This is a genomic window from Sphingomonas sp. BLHR8, from assembly GCF_056821725.1.
The window spans coordinates 1519667-1536824 of record NZ_JBPDIM010000001.1 but is presented as its reverse complement, the minus strand read 5'-3'; the positions used below and the strand labels follow the sequence as shown (position 1 = coordinate 1536824).

The window sequence follows — 17158 nt, the reverse complement described above, 5'->3', positions numbered from 1 at the left end:
GCGCAACGGCCCGGCACGGATTGCGACGCTTCGCGATCGCCGCCGTAACGGCGCGATAGGCTGCAAGCCGGCGCTGACTTGCTGACGACGCCGCACCCACGGGGCGGCGAATTACCGCTGTCGCTGGCGGCGGCGGTTCGTCATGCAACACTGGGCGAAGCCGTGCGTTTCGGCCTTCACGCCCGCGTCTGCGGGATGAGTGAGGGAGAGTTTCTATGCTTCGTTACGGTATTGCTGCGGCCATCGCCGCGCTCGGCCTCGCCGCTCCCGCCGCCGCGCAGGACATGACGACGACCACGACGACCACCACCACGCAGGGCAACATGCAGGGCAATATGCAGCCCGGTACGACCAATATGGGCAACCAGGACTACCCGGTCTGCGGCCGAACGGTCACCGACAACTGCATTCAGGCGCACGAGCGTGGGATGACGATGAGCACGACGCGCCGTAGCACGCGCGCCACGACCAATCGCGGCACGACGATGCGCTCGACTCGCAGCCACACGACGCGCGTCACCCCGCGCGGCACGTCGCACCGCACGACCGTGCGCACGCGCACCCGCAGCTAATCGTCTGCGCCCTGGTGCGGGAGAAAGGGGGCGTTCCGCGTTGGCGGAGCGCCCCCTTTTCGCTTGCACGCGACGGGTGGCGATGCTGCATTGCTGACATCGTTGTTTACAGGATGCATTGCCGATGGCCACGCTCGCTGCCGACCTCCCGCCGCTGGCCGATGCGCCGCGCGTTGCCGAGACCAGCCTGGAGGCAATGGCAGCACTCCTCGAACGTGCGCGCGCGGCATTTACGACTGAGCTTCCGGTCAGTGCCGCCGTGCGCAAGGATCGGCTGACGCGGGCCATCGCGCTGATGATCGATCACGCCGACGACTGGGCTCGCGCCGCGTCGGAGGATTTCGGCAACCGCTCGCGGGAGCTTACCCTGATCAGCGACGTGCTCGCGGGCGCCAATGCGCTCAAGCACGCGCGCAAGCATGTCGAGCGCTGGATGCGGCCGGAAAAACGCTCGCCGATGTTTCCGCTGGGGCTGCTCGGCGCGTCGGCGCGGGTCGAGTATCAGCCGAAGGGCGTGGTCGGGATCGTCGCGCCCTGGAACTTTCCAATCGGTCTCGTCATGGGGCCGCTCGCCGGCGTGTTCGCGGCGGGCAATCGCGCCATCGCCAAGCCCTCAGAGTTCACGCCGCGCGTCTCCGAAATGTTTGCCCGGCTCGTGCCGCAATATTTCGCGGAGGATGAATTTGCCGTCGTCACCGGCGGCCCGGCGGTGGGGGAGGCGTTCACCAAATTGCCGTGGGACCACCTCATCTTCACTGGCGCAACCAGCATCGGTCGGCACGTCGCGCGGGCGGCTGCCGACAATCTGGTGCCTCTGACGCTTGAGTTAGGTGGCAAATCGCCGGTGATCGTCGGGCAGGGCGCCAACCTCGGCGAAGTCGCGGACAAGGTGGCGATGGGCAAGATGATGAATGCAGGGCAAATCTGTCTCGCGCCCGACTATGTAATGATCGACGCGGCGCGCGAGGGTGCGTTCGTCGAGGCGCTGGGGGCGAGCGTCAAGGCGATGTATCCGACGCTCCTCGCTAACGATGATTATACGTCGGTGGTCAACGACCGGCACCACGCCCGGCTCACCGGACTGATCGACGATGCCCGTGACAAGGGCGCGGACGTCACCGTCATCAACCCGGCCAACGAGGATTTCGCCAGCGCCAACAGTCGCAAGATGCCACTCCACATCGTGCGCGGGGTCACCGACGACATGAAACTGATGCAGGAGGAGATTTTCGGCCCGGTCCTCCCCATCCGCACTACGCCCAGCGCGGGGGAGGCGGTCGCCTACGTCAACGCCAACCCACGCCCGCTCGGCCTCTATTATTTCGGCCCCGACCGCGACGAGGAACGCCGCGTGCTCGACACGACCATTTCGGGCGGGGTGACGGTCAACGACGTGATTTTTCATGTCGCGCAGGAAGATCTGCCCTTTGGTGGGGTCGGTCCGTCGGGCATGGGAGCGTACCATGGTATCGACGGCTTCCGCACCTTCAGCCACGCCAAGTCGGTCTACCGCCAAGCGCGGGTCGACGTTGCCAAGCTCGCGGGGCTGAAGCCACCGTTCGGCAAGGCGACCGCCAAGACCATCGCCCGCGACCTCAAGAAATAGCGCCACGCCTTGCACGGGCCGACGACGGCGCTATGGCGGCCGAGCGTGCCCCAGTGGCGGAATGGTAGACGCATTCGACTCAAAATCGAACGCCGCAAGGCATGCTGGTTCGAGTCCGGCCTGGGGCACCATTTCCGGTCAAAGCTGGGCACTACGGCCTTTGGCCGCAGTACTGCCGCGGTGGCGCCCCTCTCGAGGGCTGCCATAGGACCGGAAACGACGATCTTGCGTTCCGAGACGCTCACCTCTGACACAAACATGCGGAGGTAGGCGGACCGAAGTGGCGCGTCTTCGTTGCGCAGCTTTTCCGACAGCAGCGCGCCGAAGCGATCGATGTGCGCCTCGGTGATCCGGCGACGGCCATGTGCCAGCTGGACTTCCAGTGTTTCGATACGGCTGGTGACGGCTGCGAGTTTGGCGCGATTTGCCGCCATTCGCTCGGCGAACTGACCGCTCAAGCCGCTATCCACAAACTCGCCGACGATTTCGATATTCCGGGACGCCGCAAATTCTTCAATGGCGTGACGCTGTGCCTCGATCGACTGCGCGTTGCCATTTTCCTTGTCGACCGACAGCCTGAGGTAGATGAAGGCTTTGCGCGGGCCCTGGCGCTTGACTTGCGATTTCAGGCTCACGCTTCAACCTCCTCGAAAATCGCCATCAGCGCCGCGGCAAGGGCGGTCGAGATTTGGAAACTCAGGCAGCGCGGTGTCTGCTGACAGTTAGGCCGCCCAAGCTTCGATCAAGAGCACCCGATGGACAAGAATGACGCCCTTGGCTGGATGCCCTGCCAGCTCGGATACTCCCCATAGACGGTAAGAACGGTCAGACGGTTATTCATGGAGGCTAGGAGCAGAATGGGGGACAGGGGCGCGATAGGCCTGGTTCCCGAACCGTCAGTCGCGCAGCACCCGCCCGATAGCGGTGTCGACACTGGTCCGACCGCCGCACCGCTGCGCGCCTACCGCCGATGCGGTTTGCGTCTTGTCCCTTCCAGCGATAATATCGCCATCCGGCGCTAAAGCATCTCGAGTGGACGGCGGTCGCGTGGCCTGGGAAATGCCGCGTCGAGTGTCGCAAGCTGAGCGTCGGAAAGAACGATATCGGCCGCCGCGCGGTTCTCCCGCACATGGGCGACTGAACTCGCTTTGGGGATCGCGATGAGACCGTCGCGCCGCAACGTCCACGCAAGGGCGACCTGCACCGGGGTTGCACCAACCTCGGTTGCAATTTTGTCGAGAGCGGGGTGCGTAGAAAGCCGCCCCTGCTCGACCGGACTATACGCCATGACCGGTATGCTACGCTCGGCGAGCCACGGCAGCAGGTCCAATTCGGGACCTCGGCGGACCAGATTGTAGAGGATCTGATCGGTCACGCAGCCATCCCCGCCCGCGGCGACAAGCTCTTCCATATCATCGGTATCGAGATTGCTGACACCCCAGTGCCGGATCTTTCCTGCCGATTTGAGCGCCTCCAATGCCTCCACTGTCTCGGCGAGCGGCACCGATCCCCGCCAGTGGAGTAGGTAGAGGTCCAGCCGGTCGGTGCCGAGCCGCTTCAGGCTCGCCTCGCACGCACCGGCAAGGCGGGAGCGCGATGCGTTGTGCGGATATGCCTTGCTGACGATGAACAACTCGTCGCGAACGCTGCCCAGCGCCTCGGATATCAGCGTTTCCGCCGCACCATCGCCGTACATTTCGGCCGTATCGATGAGCGTCATGCCCAGTTCGACACCGGCGCGTAGCGCGGCGATCTCATCGGATCGGCGCTCGGCACGTTCGCCCATCTTCCAGGTCCCTTGACCCAGTGAAGGAACCACTTCCCCGCCTGGCAGTGTCAAGTGTTGCATGTTCTTTCGTCCTATGAGATGAGTTCGATTGTCTGGTCGCGGAAGGCAGAGAGGAAGATGACCACCCTGTAACGATCATACCGCAGCCGGCCATCGATCCAGTGCCATTCTGGCAATGGAGAGCAGTTCGTCGATCGTAGCTCCGTCGCGTGCCTGAACGGACATGCCTTCCATGACCGTATTGAAGAATTTGCCCAGCACGGCCGGATCGGCATTGGCCGCAAGCTCGCCCTGCGCGGCGCCGCGTTGCAGACGCTCGATCAGGAGGGCCTCCGCCGCGATACGCTTGTCGCGCAGCAGGCATTCAATGGCGGCGGACGCCGGCGAAACGGCTGCCGCTGCCGAATACATGAAACAGCCGGCCGGCGTTCCGGGTTCCGAGAAGGATGACGCCGCTCGTTCCAGCAGGCCTTTGACGGCATCGTAGGTGGACAATGCCGGATCGTTGATGGGGGCATAGAGGTGGACGCTGAACGTCGCGGCGTAGCGCTCGATCACCGCCGCGAACAGCCCCGCCTTGTTGCCAAACGCTGCATAGAGACTGGCGGCGGCGACGCCGGTCTCCGCCACCAGATCGGCCATCGATGTCGCCTCGTAGCCGCGCTGCCAGACCGTTGCTCGAACTTCTGACCGCGAGCATGGCACGCGGCGGCATCCTGCTCGAATATGGCGCGCTCAGCGACGAACCGACGCCGTTTCCGTTGTTCTCCGTGCTGGGCAAGAGCCTCACGCTCAAGGGGTATCTCTACAGCGAGATCGTCTCGGATGACGCCGCCCTCGATCGCGCCAAGGCGTTCATCGTGGCGGGTCTGGAATCGGGCGCGCTAAAGCCGCGGATCGCGCGCACCTTCCCGCTCGACGCCGTCCAGGACGCGCACCGCTTCCTCGAATCGAACGAACAGATCGGCAAGGTCGTCGTCACGGTCTGACCGGCAAACCGGGGGGAGCGAGCGATGGCTCCGACGCAACGGCCTCGCACCAGCAATCAGTTTAACTCAACTAGGGTATCCCAACATGAAATCTCGCGCCGCTGTTGCCTTCGAGGCGGGCAAGCCACTCGAAATCGTCGAGATCGATGTCGCCCCACCGCGGAAAGGCGAAGTCCTCATACGGGTGACGCACACCGGTGTGTGCCACACCGACGCGTACACGCTGGAGGGGAGCGATCCGGAGGGTGTTTTCCCGGTGGTTCTGGGCCACGAGGGCGCGGGCATCGTTGTCGAGATCGGTGAAGGCGTCACCAGCGTCGGGCCGGGCGATCACGTGATTCCGCTCTACACCGCCGAGTGCGGCAAGTGCGACTTCTGTCTGTCGGGCAAGACCAACCTGTGCGTCGCTGTCCGCGAAACGCAGGGCAAGGGCTTGATGCCCGATGGCACGACCCGCTTTTCGTACAATGGCCAGCCCCTCTATCACTACATGGGCTGTTCGACCTTCAGTGAATATACTGTCGTCGCCGAAGTCTCGCTCGCCAGGATCAATCCCGAGGCAAACCCCGAACATGTCTGCCTGCTGGGCTGCGGCGTCACGACCGGCATCGGCGCAGTCCACAATACCGCCAAGGTCCAGCCCGGAGACTCGGTCGCCGTGTTCGGCCTGGGCGGCATCGGCCTCGCGGCGATTCAGGGTGCGCGCCAGGCGAAAGCGGGTCGCATCATCGCCATCGACACCAATCCGTCCAAGTTCGAGCTGGCACGCCGGTTCGGTGCGACCGAGTGCATCAACCCCAAGGACCATGACAAGCCCATCCAGCAAGTGCTGATCGAGATGACGGGCTGGGGCATCGATCATACCTTCGAGTGCATCGGCAACGTTCACGTCATGCGCGCCGCGCTTGAATCTGCGCACCGTGGCTGGGGTCAGTCGATCGTGATCGGCGTTGCCGGCGCGGGCGAGGAAATCTCCACCCGCCCATTCCAGCTCGTCACGGGCCGCGTATGGAAGGGGTCCGCTTTCGGCGGCGTCAAGGGACGGACACAGCTCCCGGGCATGGTCGAGGACGCGATGAGGGGCGATATCGATCTGGCCCCGTTCGTTACCCACACGATGGGTTTGGAGGAGATCAACGAGGCGTTCGAACTGATGCACGAAGGCAAGTCGATCCGCACGGTCATTCACTACTGACCCACCGATCCGAAGCGGCGCGAGGCTCGTATCGACAAGTCGGGCGTCATCATGGCTCGCCCCAGCCATGATGACGCGCGCTCTGGCAAATGGGCAACGCGGGGATATGCATTCATCTGTTACCCGACTGTGATGAACCACGGGCTGCACGGGGGTATAGGGCAGGAAGACTGAATTGAAGAGCAAGGATGTACACGCGGCGACGCCGGCCACCGATCATGGGCATGCGGGGCCGCCCGCTTGCGTGCAGGTTCGCGGCGCGCGCCAGAATAACCTCAAAAATATTGACGTCGATGTACCGCGAGACGCCTTCGTAGTGTTCACCGGCATATCGGGCTCGGGCAAGTCATCGCTCGCGTTCGGCACCCTTTATGCCGAAGCCCAGCGGCGGTATCTGGAATCGGTTGCGCCCTATGCCCGTCGCCTGATCGACCAGGCCGGCGTGCCCGAGGTCGACGCGATCGATGGTCTGCCGCCTGCGGTCGCGTTGCAGCAGCAGCGCGGCTCGGCCAACGCGCGATCCTCGGTCGGCAGCGTGACGACGCTCTCCAGCCTGGTGCGGATGCTCTATTCGCGCGTCGGCGAATATCCGCGCCATCAACCCATGCTCTATGCGGAGGATTTCTCCCCCAACACGGTCGCGGGGGCCTGCGCGACCTGCCACGGCATCGGCCGCGTATATGACGCGACCGAAGAGACGATGGTTCCTGATGACAGCCTCACCATTCGCGACCGGGCGATCGCCGCCTGGCCGGCCGCCTGGCATGGCCAGAACCTGCGCGATATCCTCGTTTCGCTCGGCTACGACGTCGATACGCCGTGGCGCGACCTGCCGAAAAAGGATCGCGACTGGATCCTCTTCACTGACGAGGCGCCGACGGTGCCGGTCTATGCGGGCCTGACGCCCGAACAGACCCGGACGGCGCTCAAGCGCGGCTTGGAGCCGAGCTACCAGGGCACCTTCACCGGCGCGCGCCGCTATGTGCTGGAAACCTTCGCCAACACGAAAAGCGCGCTGATGAAGAAGCGCGTCTCGCAATATATCATCGGCCGCGATTGCCCGACCTGCGACGGAAAGCGCCTGAAGCGCGAAGCCCTCTCGGTCAAATTCGCCGGCCTCGACATTGCCGAGTTCGGCGACCTGACGGTGCTCAAGCTGAAGGACTTGCTGATGCCCGTCGCGCAAGGCGCGTATGGGGCGGTCTCCGACACCTCAAAGGGCCATGTTCTGGAAAAAGCGGCCCGCGATGCAGCGGTCGAACAACGGGTTGCGGCGGGCGGCTCTGCGCACAAGAGCGCGCCCGACGTACGCCGCACGCCCAATCTCTCCGACGAAAAGCGGATCGCTGCCCAACGCCTCGCCTGCGAATTGATCGAACGGCTGGACCCGCTGATCGATCTTGGCCTTGGCTACATTTCGCTCGACCGCAGCACGCCGACGCTCTCCTCCGGAGAGCTGCAGCGCTTGCGGCTTGCCACGCAATTGTCGTCACAGCTTTTCGGGGTGGTCTATGTGCTCGACGAGCCTTCGGCAGGTTTGCACCCGGCAGATAGCGAAGCCTTGCTCACCATCCTCGAGCGTCTCAAGGCGGCGGGCAACTCCCTGTTCGTCGTCGAACATGATCTCGACGTAATCCGCCGCGCGGAATGGCTCGTCGACGTCGGGCCAGGAGCCGGGGAAAAGGGCGGTGAAATCCTCTACAGCGGGCCGATAGAGGGGCTTGCCGACGTCGAGACTTCGATCACCCGCCGCTACCTGTTCGCAGAGCCGCTCCGCAGTGAGCGCACACCGCGCGATCCCAAGGCATGGCTACGCCTTGAAGGGATCAGGCGGAACAATCTCCATGGTCTCGACGTCGAGTTTCCCATCGGTTGCTTCACCGCTGTCACCGGCGTTTCGGGATCAGGCAAATCCAGTCTGGTCAGTCAGGCGCTGCCCGAGCTCGTCACGGAACACCTCGGCGGCTCCCCCGTGGCCGAGGAAGAGGATATCGATCCGCTGCTCGATGTTGCGCAGAACGACACTGAAGGACGCATTGTCGCAGGCATGGAGCATGTTCGCAGGCTCGTGAGGGTCGATCAGAAGCCGATCGGCCGCACGCCGCGCTCGAACCTGTCCACCTACAGCGGCATGTTCGACCATGTGCGACGGATCTTCGCAGATACGCCGCTCGCCCGCCGGCGGCACTACAGCCCGGGAAGGTTCTCGTTCAACGTCGCGCAAGGCCGCTGCCCTGTGTGCGAGGGCGAGGGATACGTCATGGTGGAGCTGCTGTTCCTGCCGAGCGTTTTTGCCCCGTGCTCGACCTGTCATGGCTCTCGCTACAACCCGCAAACGCTCGAAGTCGAATGGAACGGGCGCAATATCGCCCAGGTGCTCGAACTGACGGTTGACGATGCGTGCGATTTCTTCGCTGGCGAGGCATCTGTGATGCGCTCCCTCGACGTGTTGCGGGAGATCGGTCTTGGCTATCTGAGGCTCGGTCAGCCGGCGACCGAGCTGTCTGGCGGGGAGGCGCAGCGTATCAAGCTGGCGACTGAACTGCAACGCGCCCAGCGCGGCAACACGATCTACATCCTCGACGAGCCAACTTCGGGGCTCCACCCCTCCGATGCCGACCGGCTGATGCACCACCTGCAGGGCCTCGTCGACGCCGGTAATACGGTCGTCGTCGTCGAACATGACATGCGCGCCATCGCACAGGTGGACTGGGTCATCGATTTGGGACCGGGAGCCGGGGAAGATGGCGGCCGTATCGTTGCCAGCGGCGTCCCTGGCGTCGTTGCGGAAGCGGAAGGCAGTCTCACCGCCCGCTATCTCAAGGCGGCACTATAGGTCGTAAATCTGGCCGAACGCACGTTCGATCAGACGAATCTCAACCGCACGGACGCCGAAAAGGTGGCATCTGGAAGCGGGAGCCGGCGATGTGTCGCCGCGGGTGACCCGGCTTGGGGATTTAGTGCTCGCCGTGTTCGTCTCGTACGCGGCGTAGCGGAGAGCCAATCGCCGGCCATCCGCTACGCCTGTTTGTGCTGGCCTTGTCCAGGGAGCGGGCCCTCACATGGTTCGTCGAAACCGCCCTGTCTTAAATCGCGGCCGCGGGCCCAGCGCCCACACCTTCCGCGATTTCTTCAACGAGTTTGGCGCAGAAGGCGGGCAGATCATCGGGATCGCGGCTGGTAACAAGGCCGTTGTCGACCACGACTTCCTCATTGGTCCATGTACCGCCGGCGTTCTCGATATCGACCTTCAACGTCGAGTAAGACGTCAAGGTACGACCCTGAAGCACGCCCGCCTCGATCAATGTCCAGGGTGCATGGCATATAGCCGCAACAGGTTTCTTCTGATCGAAGAAAGCCCGGATGAAACCAATTGCCTCGTCGCTCCCGCGCAGCTTGTCGGCGCCGACAGTCCCTCCGGGGACAACAAGTCCGTCGAAATCGTCGGCTTTGACCTCGGAAAACGTCTTATCGATGGTACAGCTGCTGCCCTCGTCGAGATCGTTATTGACTGTGCGAGCCACGCCCGCTTCGAAACTGACCACGGTCACTTTGCCGCCAGCCTTTTCGATAGCTTGCTTGGGCTTCGAGAATTCTGGTTCTTCCGTCCCGCGGGGTGCGATCAGAATGGCAATTGATTTGCCTTCTAAAGTCATAATTCCTCTCCTATTCCGTCGAAGACTGGGTTCAGATGCCTGGCTTGAATACGACCTTCGTCCGATCAGCATCGCGATCGTCGAAATGCTTGAGGGCGTCTGGTGTCTGATCAAGCTGCAGTCGGTGCGAGATGATCTGGACAGGATTGGCCCGGTCTTGCTCGATAAGCTTAATCAGTCGCCGGTTGTAGGGCTTTACGTTGCACTGGCCGGCGCCCGAGCCCGCCGCCGTTAACTGAGCCGGCACCGCGCTCTAAGGTTCAGCCGCGCGCGAACGCCTGCGCCGCCGCCTCGACCACGCCTTGGTCCTGCTTGCCGGTGCCGCCCGATACGCCCACCGCGCCGATCACCGTCTCGCCCTCCTTGATCGGCACGCCCCCGGCGAAGATCATCACCTTGCCGTCGTTGGAGGCATGGATGCCGTAAAAGTCGGCGCCCGGCTGGGCGAGCTTCTCCAGCGCCTTGGTCTCCACGTCGAACGCGCGCGCCGTCCACGCCTTGCCGATCGCGATGTCGACGCTGCCGCGCCACGCATCGTCCATTCGCGCGAACGCTAGCAGGCATCCGCCCGCATCCACCACCGCGATGTTCATCGGGTTTCCGATCCGCTCGGCCTCCGCGATCCCCGCATCGATGATTGTCCGCGCGTCGTTCAGGTCGAGCGTCTGGGTGGTAAGCATGGTGTGTATCCTTGGCCAGTTCTGGGAAAGCCGCTCAACACACCCCGCCGCGCGCAGGTCCCTCCCCCACGCGGGCGATGAGAGCGACGCGCTAGCGTGCCGACCGCTCCGCTATTTCGCGGCCAGCAGGGTGAACTTGTGAATCTGCGGCGGTTCGGAAAACAGTTCTTCTGCCTTGTCCATCAGTGCGGCGGCAACCTTGCCGTCAAGATGGGCCTGCCGATCCTCCTCGGTGTCGAACGAATCGAAGATCGCGTACTCACCGGGACCTCCCTCGATCGCGTACCAGGTCAGAGTGCCCGACTCAGCTTGAACGAGCGGCAATGCCGAGGTCAGGAAATCTGCGACATCGCGTTCTTTTCCGGGCTTGGCCTTCAGCGGTACATACAGGGCAAGTTTGGGCATAATTTATTCCTCAAGTGAAACGAACAGATATTATTCGGCAAATTAACGGGCAAGCGGGCCGGTACGTTCCCCATGAGGCGGAGCGCACGCGGCCCCGCCTCCCGGTCGAAATCAGAACTCCTGTGCGGTCGGCCGGATGACGATCGCGTTGATGTCGACGTCATCAGGCTGTTCGACAGCGAACGCGATAGCACGCGCTACCGATGCCGCCGGGATCGCCCGCTTGTAGAAGTCGAGAACCGTCTCGGCAGCCGTGCCCGACGTCGTGAACTTCAAGTCGCTTTCAACGGCTCCTGGCTCGATTGACGTGACCCGGACCTTTTCGCCCACCTCCTGACGCAAGCCCTCGCTGATCGCGCTGACGGCGAACTTGGTGCCGGAATAAACCGTGCCGCCCGGTGCGAAGACCTTGATGCCCGCAACCGAGCTCAGGTTGATGATGTGGCCGTTGCCCTGCTCGAGAAAGCCGGGAAGGGCCGCCGCGATGCCGTAGAGCGTACCCTTCAGATTGACGTCGATCATCTGGTCCCACTCGTCGGTGTTGACCTCGGCCATCGGACGGATCGGCATCAGCCCGGCGTTGTTGATCAGCACATCGAGGCGGCCGAAATCGGCAATGATCGCGGCGACGACAGACTGGACCGCCGCCTTGTCGGTGACGTCGAGCGCGTAGCTCCGTGCCGTGCCGCCATTTCCGGCGATGTCCGCGACGACCTCGTCGAGCCTGTCCTTGCGCCGGGCGGCGATGGCCACCTTGGCGCCGCGATCAGCGAGAAGCCGCGCGGTTTCCGCGCCGATACCGCTGCTGCCGCCGGTAATGAGAACGACCTTGCCTGCGATACCCTTGGTCATGACTGTATTTCCTTCATTTCAGATGTTGATTTGCGCCGGATCGCGGCCCCGCGCGAGCCTGCCCGGCGTGATGGGATCACTGCGAGCGCAATAGGACGGGCCCGGCGCCCACTTTGATGCGGAGCAGTTCGTAGGGCTTGCGGCGCAAGTCCCGCCCGCCGTGGAAGCCGGGTTGGCGGTGAAGCTGGTTGGCAGTGAAGTAGAGATAGCCGTCGGTGCCGATCGACAGCGTGTCGGGCCAGCTGATGCGCGGGTCGCTGACCACCGTCGTCCAGCGGCCCTGGTCGAGCACGCGGATTGCGTTGTTCTCGTAATCGCCGGCGAACACGCGGCCGTTGTCGTCCTCGGCAATCCCGTCCGAGGCGCCTTTGCGCCCCAGGCTGCGGACCGCGCGGCCCAGCTCCTCCTCGGACACCGCGGGATCGCGCAGCATCGCTGTGGGCACCGCGTGCAGCGTGCGACCCGACAGCGGTCCGTAATACAGCAGGCTGCCGTCGGCGCTGAGCGCAATCGCGTCGCTTGCGATCGCGACCGGCGTCGTGGGGCCGTCAGCCGGGCGGTTCATGAGCACCGCGCCGTCGACAACCGGGGTGAAGCCGGGCTCCGGGTTGGTCGTCGCATGGTTCGACAGGCGCCGGATCGCACGCCCGCTGGCGATATCGACGACGATGATGCCGCCGACGCCGGCGTTGCTGCTGTCGGTGATGTAGGCGACGCCCTCGGCGCCCTGACGCAGATCGAAGCGCACGTCGTTGAGGTAGGTCGTGGGGAGCACCACGCTGGGCGGCAGGACGATCGTCTTCACCACCCGGTCGGTCGCGAGGTCGATTGCCACGAGCTTTGCACCGCCGGCCTGCGGCTGCGAGAAATTGGGAGCCGCCGTGTCGAGCACCCAGAGGCGATTGGCGCCGTCGGCCACCACGCTCTGCACCGATATGAAATGCCCCGCCGGGTCGGCCGGATCGGGACGGTTGGTCGCGGCGTCGGGATAGGGCACCGCCTTGCCGTCGACCAGCTCGGCCACCGTGAACGGCGCGTTGTCGCCCCATTGCGGGAAGTTGACGAAGATGCGCCCGTCGGGGGCGACGGTCACGCCAGTCGGCATCGCGCCATCGAAGGTCGCGACCCGTTCGATTTGGGGCGCGGATGCACCCTCGCGGGTCGTCGCGCAGGCGGCGAGCGAGAGGGCAGCGCCCGCGGCTAGAAGCAGTTTGGCGGAGGTCTTCATAGGGACATTTCCTTGAGAACGCGGCCCGCCTCGTGCGGTTCGGAGCGGAGATATTGGGGCGGTGCCTTGACCGAGGCGCCAAGCGCGGCGGCGGCGTGCCAGGGCCAGCGCGGATCCCACAGCGCAGCGCGCGCAATTGCTATGGCGTCGGCATGGCCGTCTTCGAGGATGCGCTCCGCCTGATGCGGATCGGTGATTAAGCCGACAGCGATTACAGGCATGGCGACCGCGTCCTTGACTGCCCGCGCCAGCGGCACCTGATAGCCGGGGCCGACAGGGATCTGCTGGCGCGGGTCAAGCCCGCCGCTGGAGATGTGGATCGCCGCGCAGCCGCGCCGCTCCAGTTCCTGCGCGAACCTTGCGGTTTCCTCCGCTGTCCAGCCGCCTTCGACCCAATCGGTCCCCGAAACGCGGACGGTGACCGGGCGGTCGGCGGGAAACGCTTCGCGCACGGCATCGAACACCTCGAGCGGGAACCGCATCCGGTTGTCGAGGCTGCCGCCGTATTCATCGGCGCGGCGGTTGGAGATTGGCGAAAGAAACGCGTGGAGCAGATAACCGTGCGCAGCGTGGATCTGGACGGCATCGATGCCCAGCCTTCCGGCGCGGCGGGCGGCGTCGGCGAAGGCCTCCCGGATGCGGGCAAGAGCCGGCTTGTCCAGTTCGACAGGGGGATGGTCGTCCGGAGCGAAGGGAATGGCGCTGGGTGCCACGGTCTGCCAGCCATTCTCCGCATCGGGGGCGATCTGCGTTCCGCCGTGCCACGGCTTGGCGCAGCTCGCCTTGCGGCCGGCATGGGCCAGCTGGATGATCATCGGCATGTCCGACCAACGGCGCACACTTTCGAGCACGCTTTGCATCGCCGCTTCGGTACGGTCATCGTACAGGCCGACGTCACCGTAGGTGATGCGCCCTTCCGGGCTGACCGCGGTCGCCTCGATCGTCAGCGCGCCCGCGCCCGAGAGCGCCAACTGCCCGAGATGCATCTGGTGCCAGTCGGTCATCTCGCCGTTCTCGGCCGAATACTGGCACATCGGAGCGATGACGATGCGGTTGGCGAGCCGCAGCCCGCCAACCTCAATCGGTTCGAACAATCTCGCCATCACCATTCGCCCGTGTTGGGCATGGAGGCCCAGGGTTCGGCCGGAGCCTTGTGTTCGCCCTGCTGCAGCAGTTCGATCGAGATCCCGTCCGGCGAGCGGACGAACGCCATGTATCCGTCGCGCGGGGGGCGATTGATCGTCACGCCGCCCGCCTGCAGCCGCGCGCACGTCTCGTAGATGTCGTCGACCCGGTAGGCGAGATGGCCGAAGTTTCGGCCCCCCGTGTATGTCTCGGCAGGGCTGCCATCCTCGGGCGGCCAGTTGTACGTCAGCTCGACTTCGGCATCGCCCCGCTCGCCGTCGCCGCGGAAATCCTCGTCGGCGGCAAGGTAGATCAGCGTGTAACGCCCGGCCTGGTGCTCCATGCGCCGGGTCTCCTTGAGACCCAGCAGCGTGAAGAACCGGATCGCCGCCTCGGGATCGGCGACGCGCAGCATGGTGTGGAGATAGCGCATGATCAGGCGACTTCCTTGAGGGCTTCCATCACGAGCTCCGCGGTGCGCGCCGCGCTGGCGGGGTTCTGACCGGTCACCAGATTGCCGTCGCGCAGGGCGAAGGGGGCAAAATCGGGGCCGCCCTCGTGCTTGCCGCCGAGTTCCTTGAGACGTGTTTCGAGGAGGAACGGCACGGCCTTGTCGAGGCCGACCGCACGTTCCTCGCTGTCGGTGAAGCCCGCGACACGGCGGTCGGCGACGAAGGGCGTGCCATCGGCCTTCTTCGCCGAGACCAGCCCAGCCGGTCCATGACAGACGGCGGCGACGATCTTGCCTTCGCGGTCGAAGCGTTCGACCAGGCGGGCCAGTTCGTCGCTGCCGGGGTAATCGAACATGGTGCCGTGGCCACCGGGCAGGAACAGCGCGTCGTAGCCGGCGGGATCGATGCTGGTGAACACTGGCGTGCCGAGAACCTCGGCCTTCAGGGCCTCGTCCTTCAGATAGCGCTCGACCGAAGCGTCGTTCTCGCCGTCGGCATTGACGCTGCGCTGGTCGACGGGGATGGCGCCGCCCTTCATCGAGGCCAGCGTCACCTCGGCGCCCGCATCGCGGAACGCGTAGTACGGGGTGGTAAGTTCCTCGAGCCAGACACCCGTCGGTTCGGTGCCGGGAGTCATACGGTCGGCGGAGGTGGCCACCATCAGAATGCGGGTCATCGTCAATTGTCCTTTTCCATTGATGTCGGGGACACGAGCAAACGCAACCGGCGCAGCCGCACCCGCCACGAAGACAGCGGTGAGAGCTTTCAGCAGTTGGCGGCGATTGCGCATTCGATCGTGCCTTTCGGCGGCTTAGATACGCCGGGAACGGCATCATGAAATCCAGCGGGAATGGCGGACGGCCATAAATCCGCTTATGGAACAGCAATGTCCCTCCTGCAGTTGCGCACCTTCGTCGAAGTCTACCGCCGTCGTTCACTGAGCGAGGCGGCCCGGGCAATCGGCATTACCCAACCGGCTGCGTCGCATCACATCGCATCGCTCGAGGCGCAATTGGGCCGTCCCTTGTTCGATCGCCATTCGCGGGGTGTCCGACCGACCGCGATTGCCGACGATCTGGCGGCTTCGATCGGAAGCAGCCTCGACACGGCGGAATCGGCACTGGCCAGCGCGCGGGCCCGCTCGTCGCGCATCTCGGGCACGGTCCACATCGCCGCGCCGTCGGACCTGCTGGGCGAAATGATAACGCCAAGGCTGGCTCCGCTGCTGGAAGCAGGGCTGGACCTGCGCCTGCATATCGGCGGGCGCGAGGCGCTCTATGCCATGCTGCTTGAAGACAAGGTGCACCTGGCCGTCACCGCCTCGCAACCCGAAGATCCGCGGCTGGCCTTCCATGCGCTGGGCGAAGAGCACCTGCACGCCGTCGCCTCGCCCGCCGTGGCAGCGCGGATTACCAATTTGCCGCTGGGCGAAGGGCTCAACCGGACGGCCCACCTCGCCTACGACCTCGACCGGCCGCTGCTACGAACCTGGCTTGAGGCAAACCAGATCGAGCTGACGAACCAGCCCGTCTTGACCGCGCCCGATTTGAGAGTGTTGCGATCGGGATTGTGCGCGGGCCTCGGCTGGACGGTACTGCCCGGCTATCTCACCCGCGGCGAACGCTCGGCCTGCACGCTGATCGAGATACCTGCCCCAGTCACGGTACCGCGCAACGCTTACTACCTCGTCTGGGCACGCTCATCGCTGCGCCACCCGCGCGTGGCCATGGCTCGGGACGCCCTGATTGCTGCACTCCGAATATAATTGTGGCCACACCTGCTGGGCCGTCAGCGCAATGTCGGGTCTGAACCAGTTGAGCGCTGGCGAACGAACGGCGGCTTTCGGGATCGTAGGCGACAAGGCCGAACGACCGAATTTGGGGCGCAAAGCTAACCTAGGCAGGCAACGCGTTAACCATCGCTGGCGATGATCACAGGCCGGAAGCCGGAAACAGCCTCTTCGCCAGTTGGTTCAACCGCGAAGGATTGAATCGATGACGATATCACCAGAACCGCGTTGACCTCGACCGCGCTCGCGCTCGCCCTCGCCGTGTCGGGGTGCCAGCGTCAGCCGCCGATCGCACCGCTTCGACCGAGGTGACGAAGACGGCACCTGCAACTGCGCCGTCAGCCACGACCCCCGCCAATGTCGACCCCAGCAGCATCGACTCCGCGTTCATCGTTAAAGCTGCCAAGGGCGACTTCGGCGAAACGCAGATCGGCCGTCTCGCCCAGGAGCGCGCTACGAGCGAGACAGGCAAGGAATATGGCCGCATGCTCGAACGCGATCACGGCGCTCACCGCGTCCGGCTGGCGGCGCGGGCCGCGCAGGCGGGCATCACCCTGCGCGATGAAGCGACCGAGGAACGCCAGCGCAACTACGAAAAGCTGCAGGGCCTGCGCGGCCCCGCCTTCGACCGCGAATTCGGCAAGTTGATGCGCGACGATCACCGCAAGGGCATCGAGAAATATCAGCGCCAGGCCCAATCGAACTTCGCCACCACGGCCGCGCTCGCACGGGAGACCATCCCGACGCTGCAGCATTATCTGGAAATGGCGCAGAAGCTCTGAGCTGAGACCGATCGGGTGGGGCGTAGTACGCGCGGCGC

Annotated in this window: 18 protein-coding genes, 1 tRNA gene and 1 pseudogene; 8 read left to right on the top strand and 12 right to left on the bottom strand. The window is 64.6% G+C overall.

Features of this window, described 5'->3' with window-relative positions; all coding sequences use genetic code 11:
• The first annotated feature begins 215 nt into the window (after positions 1-215).
• The 3 genes from ACRYJK_RS07660 to ACRYJK_RS07650 all read left to right on the top strand — a co-directional run bounded on the left by ACRYJK_RS07660 (position 216) and on the right by ACRYJK_RS07650 (position 2309).
• A complete protein-coding gene (locus ACRYJK_RS07660) occupies positions 216-572 on the top strand; it encodes a hypothetical protein (protein ID WP_482666936.1) in 357 nt (118 codons plus the stop codon).
• 124 nt (positions 573-696) lie between these two features.
• Complete coding sequence (locus tag ACRYJK_RS07655) at positions 697-2178, top strand: coniferyl aldehyde dehydrogenase (protein ID WP_482666935.1); 1482 nt, start codon at positions 697-699, stop codon at positions 2176-2178.
• Positions 2179-2225: 47 nt separating this feature from the next.
• Positions 2226-2309 (top strand) — tRNA-Leu (locus ACRYJK_RS07650).
• Between the two features lie 309 nt (positions 2310-2618).
• On the opposite strand, the pseudogene ACRYJK_RS07645 reads toward ACRYJK_RS07650, so the two are convergent.
• The 3 genes and pseudogenes from ACRYJK_RS07645 to ACRYJK_RS07635 all read right to left on the bottom strand — a co-directional run.
• Positions 2619-2813 (bottom strand): annotated as a pseudogene (locus ACRYJK_RS07645) (recombinase family protein); the annotation flags it as partial.
• Positions 2814-3196: 383 nt separating this feature from the next.
• Positions 3197-4027, bottom strand: a complete 831-nt coding sequence (locus ACRYJK_RS07640) for an aldo/keto reductase (RefSeq protein WP_482666934.1) — start codon at positions 4025-4027, stop codon at positions 3197-3199.
• Between the two features lie 75 nt (positions 4028-4102).
• Positions 4103-4672, bottom strand: coding sequence for a TetR/AcrR family transcriptional regulator (locus tag ACRYJK_RS07635; protein ID WP_482666933.1), 570 nt, complete (start codon positions 4670-4672; stop codon positions 4103-4105).
• Here ACRYJK_RS07635 and ACRYJK_RS07630 point away from each other — a divergent pair.
• The 3 genes from ACRYJK_RS07630 to ACRYJK_RS07620 all read left to right on the top strand — a co-directional run bounded on the left by ACRYJK_RS07630 (position 4642) and on the right by ACRYJK_RS07620 (position 8987).
• Complete coding sequence (locus tag ACRYJK_RS07630; protein WP_482666932.1) at positions 4642-4956, top strand: zinc-binding dehydrogenase; 315 nt, start codon at positions 4642-4644, stop codon at positions 4954-4956. The two genes, ACRYJK_RS07635 and ACRYJK_RS07630, sit on opposite strands and share 31 nt — an antisense overlap.
• Positions 4957-5041: 85 nt before the next feature.
• A complete protein-coding gene (locus ACRYJK_RS07625) occupies positions 5042-6151 on the top strand; it encodes an S-(hydroxymethyl)glutathione dehydrogenase/class III alcohol dehydrogenase (protein WP_482666931.1) in 1110 nt (369 codons plus the stop codon).
• Between the two features lie 175 nt (positions 6152-6326).
• Positions 6327-8987, top strand: coding sequence for an excinuclease ABC subunit UvrA (locus ACRYJK_RS07620; RefSeq protein ID WP_482666930.1), 2661 nt, complete (start codon positions 6327-6329; stop codon positions 8985-8987).
• Between the two features lie 250 nt (positions 8988-9237).
• On the opposite strand, the gene ACRYJK_RS07615 is transcribed toward ACRYJK_RS07620, so the two are convergent.
• The 9 genes from ACRYJK_RS07615 to ACRYJK_RS07575 all read right to left on the bottom strand — a co-directional run bounded on the left by ACRYJK_RS07615 (position 9238) and on the right by ACRYJK_RS07575 (position 15339).
• A complete protein-coding gene (locus ACRYJK_RS07615; RefSeq protein ID WP_482666929.1) occupies positions 9238-9807 on the bottom strand; it encodes a type 1 glutamine amidotransferase domain-containing protein in 570 nt (189 codons plus the stop codon).
• A 31-nt stretch (positions 9808-9838) separates the two neighbouring features.
• Positions 9839-10054, bottom strand: coding sequence for a hypothetical protein (locus tag ACRYJK_RS07610; protein WP_482666928.1), 216 nt, complete (start codon positions 10052-10054; stop codon positions 9839-9841).
• A gap of 13 nt (positions 10055-10067) precedes the next feature.
• Positions 10068-10487 (bottom strand): GlcG/HbpS family heme-binding protein, encoded by a 420-nt coding sequence (locus ACRYJK_RS07605; protein WP_482666927.1) that lies wholly within the window; start codon positions 10485-10487, stop codon positions 10068-10070.
• Positions 10488-10598: 111 nt separating this feature from the next.
• On the bottom strand, positions 10599-10892 hold the full coding sequence (locus ACRYJK_RS07600) for a putative quinol monooxygenase (RefSeq protein ID WP_482666926.1): 294 nt from the start codon (positions 10890-10892) through the stop codon (positions 10599-10601).
• A 111-nt stretch (positions 10893-11003) separates the two neighbouring features.
• Positions 11004-11744 (bottom strand): SDR family oxidoreductase, encoded by a 741-nt coding sequence (locus ACRYJK_RS07595; protein ID WP_482666925.1) that lies wholly within the window; start codon positions 11742-11744, stop codon positions 11004-11006.
• Positions 11745-11820: 76 nt separating this feature from the next.
• Positions 11821-12972, bottom strand: coding sequence for an L-dopachrome tautomerase-related protein (locus ACRYJK_RS07590; RefSeq protein ID WP_482666924.1), 1152 nt, complete (start codon positions 12970-12972; stop codon positions 11821-11823).
• Complete coding sequence (locus tag ACRYJK_RS07585) at positions 12969-14075, bottom strand: NADH:flavin oxidoreductase/NADH oxidase (protein ID WP_482666923.1); 1107 nt, start codon at positions 14073-14075, stop codon at positions 12969-12971. Before ACRYJK_RS07585 ends, ACRYJK_RS07590 begins: the two co-directional genes overlap by 4 nt.
• Positions 14075-14530 (bottom strand): VOC family protein, encoded by a 456-nt coding sequence (locus ACRYJK_RS07580; protein WP_482666922.1) that lies wholly within the window; start codon positions 14528-14530, stop codon positions 14075-14077. The genes ACRYJK_RS07585 and ACRYJK_RS07580 overlap by 1 nt, the downstream gene beginning before the upstream one ends.
• Positions 14531-14532: 2 nt before the next feature.
• Positions 14533-15339: a type 1 glutamine amidotransferase domain-containing protein gene (locus tag ACRYJK_RS07575; protein ID WP_482666921.1), complete on the bottom strand. Its 807-nt coding sequence runs from the start codon at positions 15337-15339 to the stop codon at positions 14533-14535.
• Positions 15340-15399: 60 nt separating this feature from the next.
• Here ACRYJK_RS07575 and ACRYJK_RS07570 point away from each other — a divergent pair, with 60 nt between their 5' ends.
• Positions 15400-16314 carry a LysR family transcriptional regulator gene (locus ACRYJK_RS07570; protein ID WP_482666920.1) on the top strand — a complete coding sequence of 305 codons (915 nt, stop codon included), beginning with the start codon at positions 15400-15402 and terminating at the stop codon, positions 16312-16314.
• 293 nt (positions 16315-16607) lie between these two features.
• Entirely contained in the window at positions 16608-17120 is a 513-nt protein-coding gene (locus tag ACRYJK_RS07565) for a DUF4142 domain-containing protein (RefSeq protein WP_482666919.1), read from the top strand.
• Positions 17121-17158: the final 38 nt, after the last annotated feature.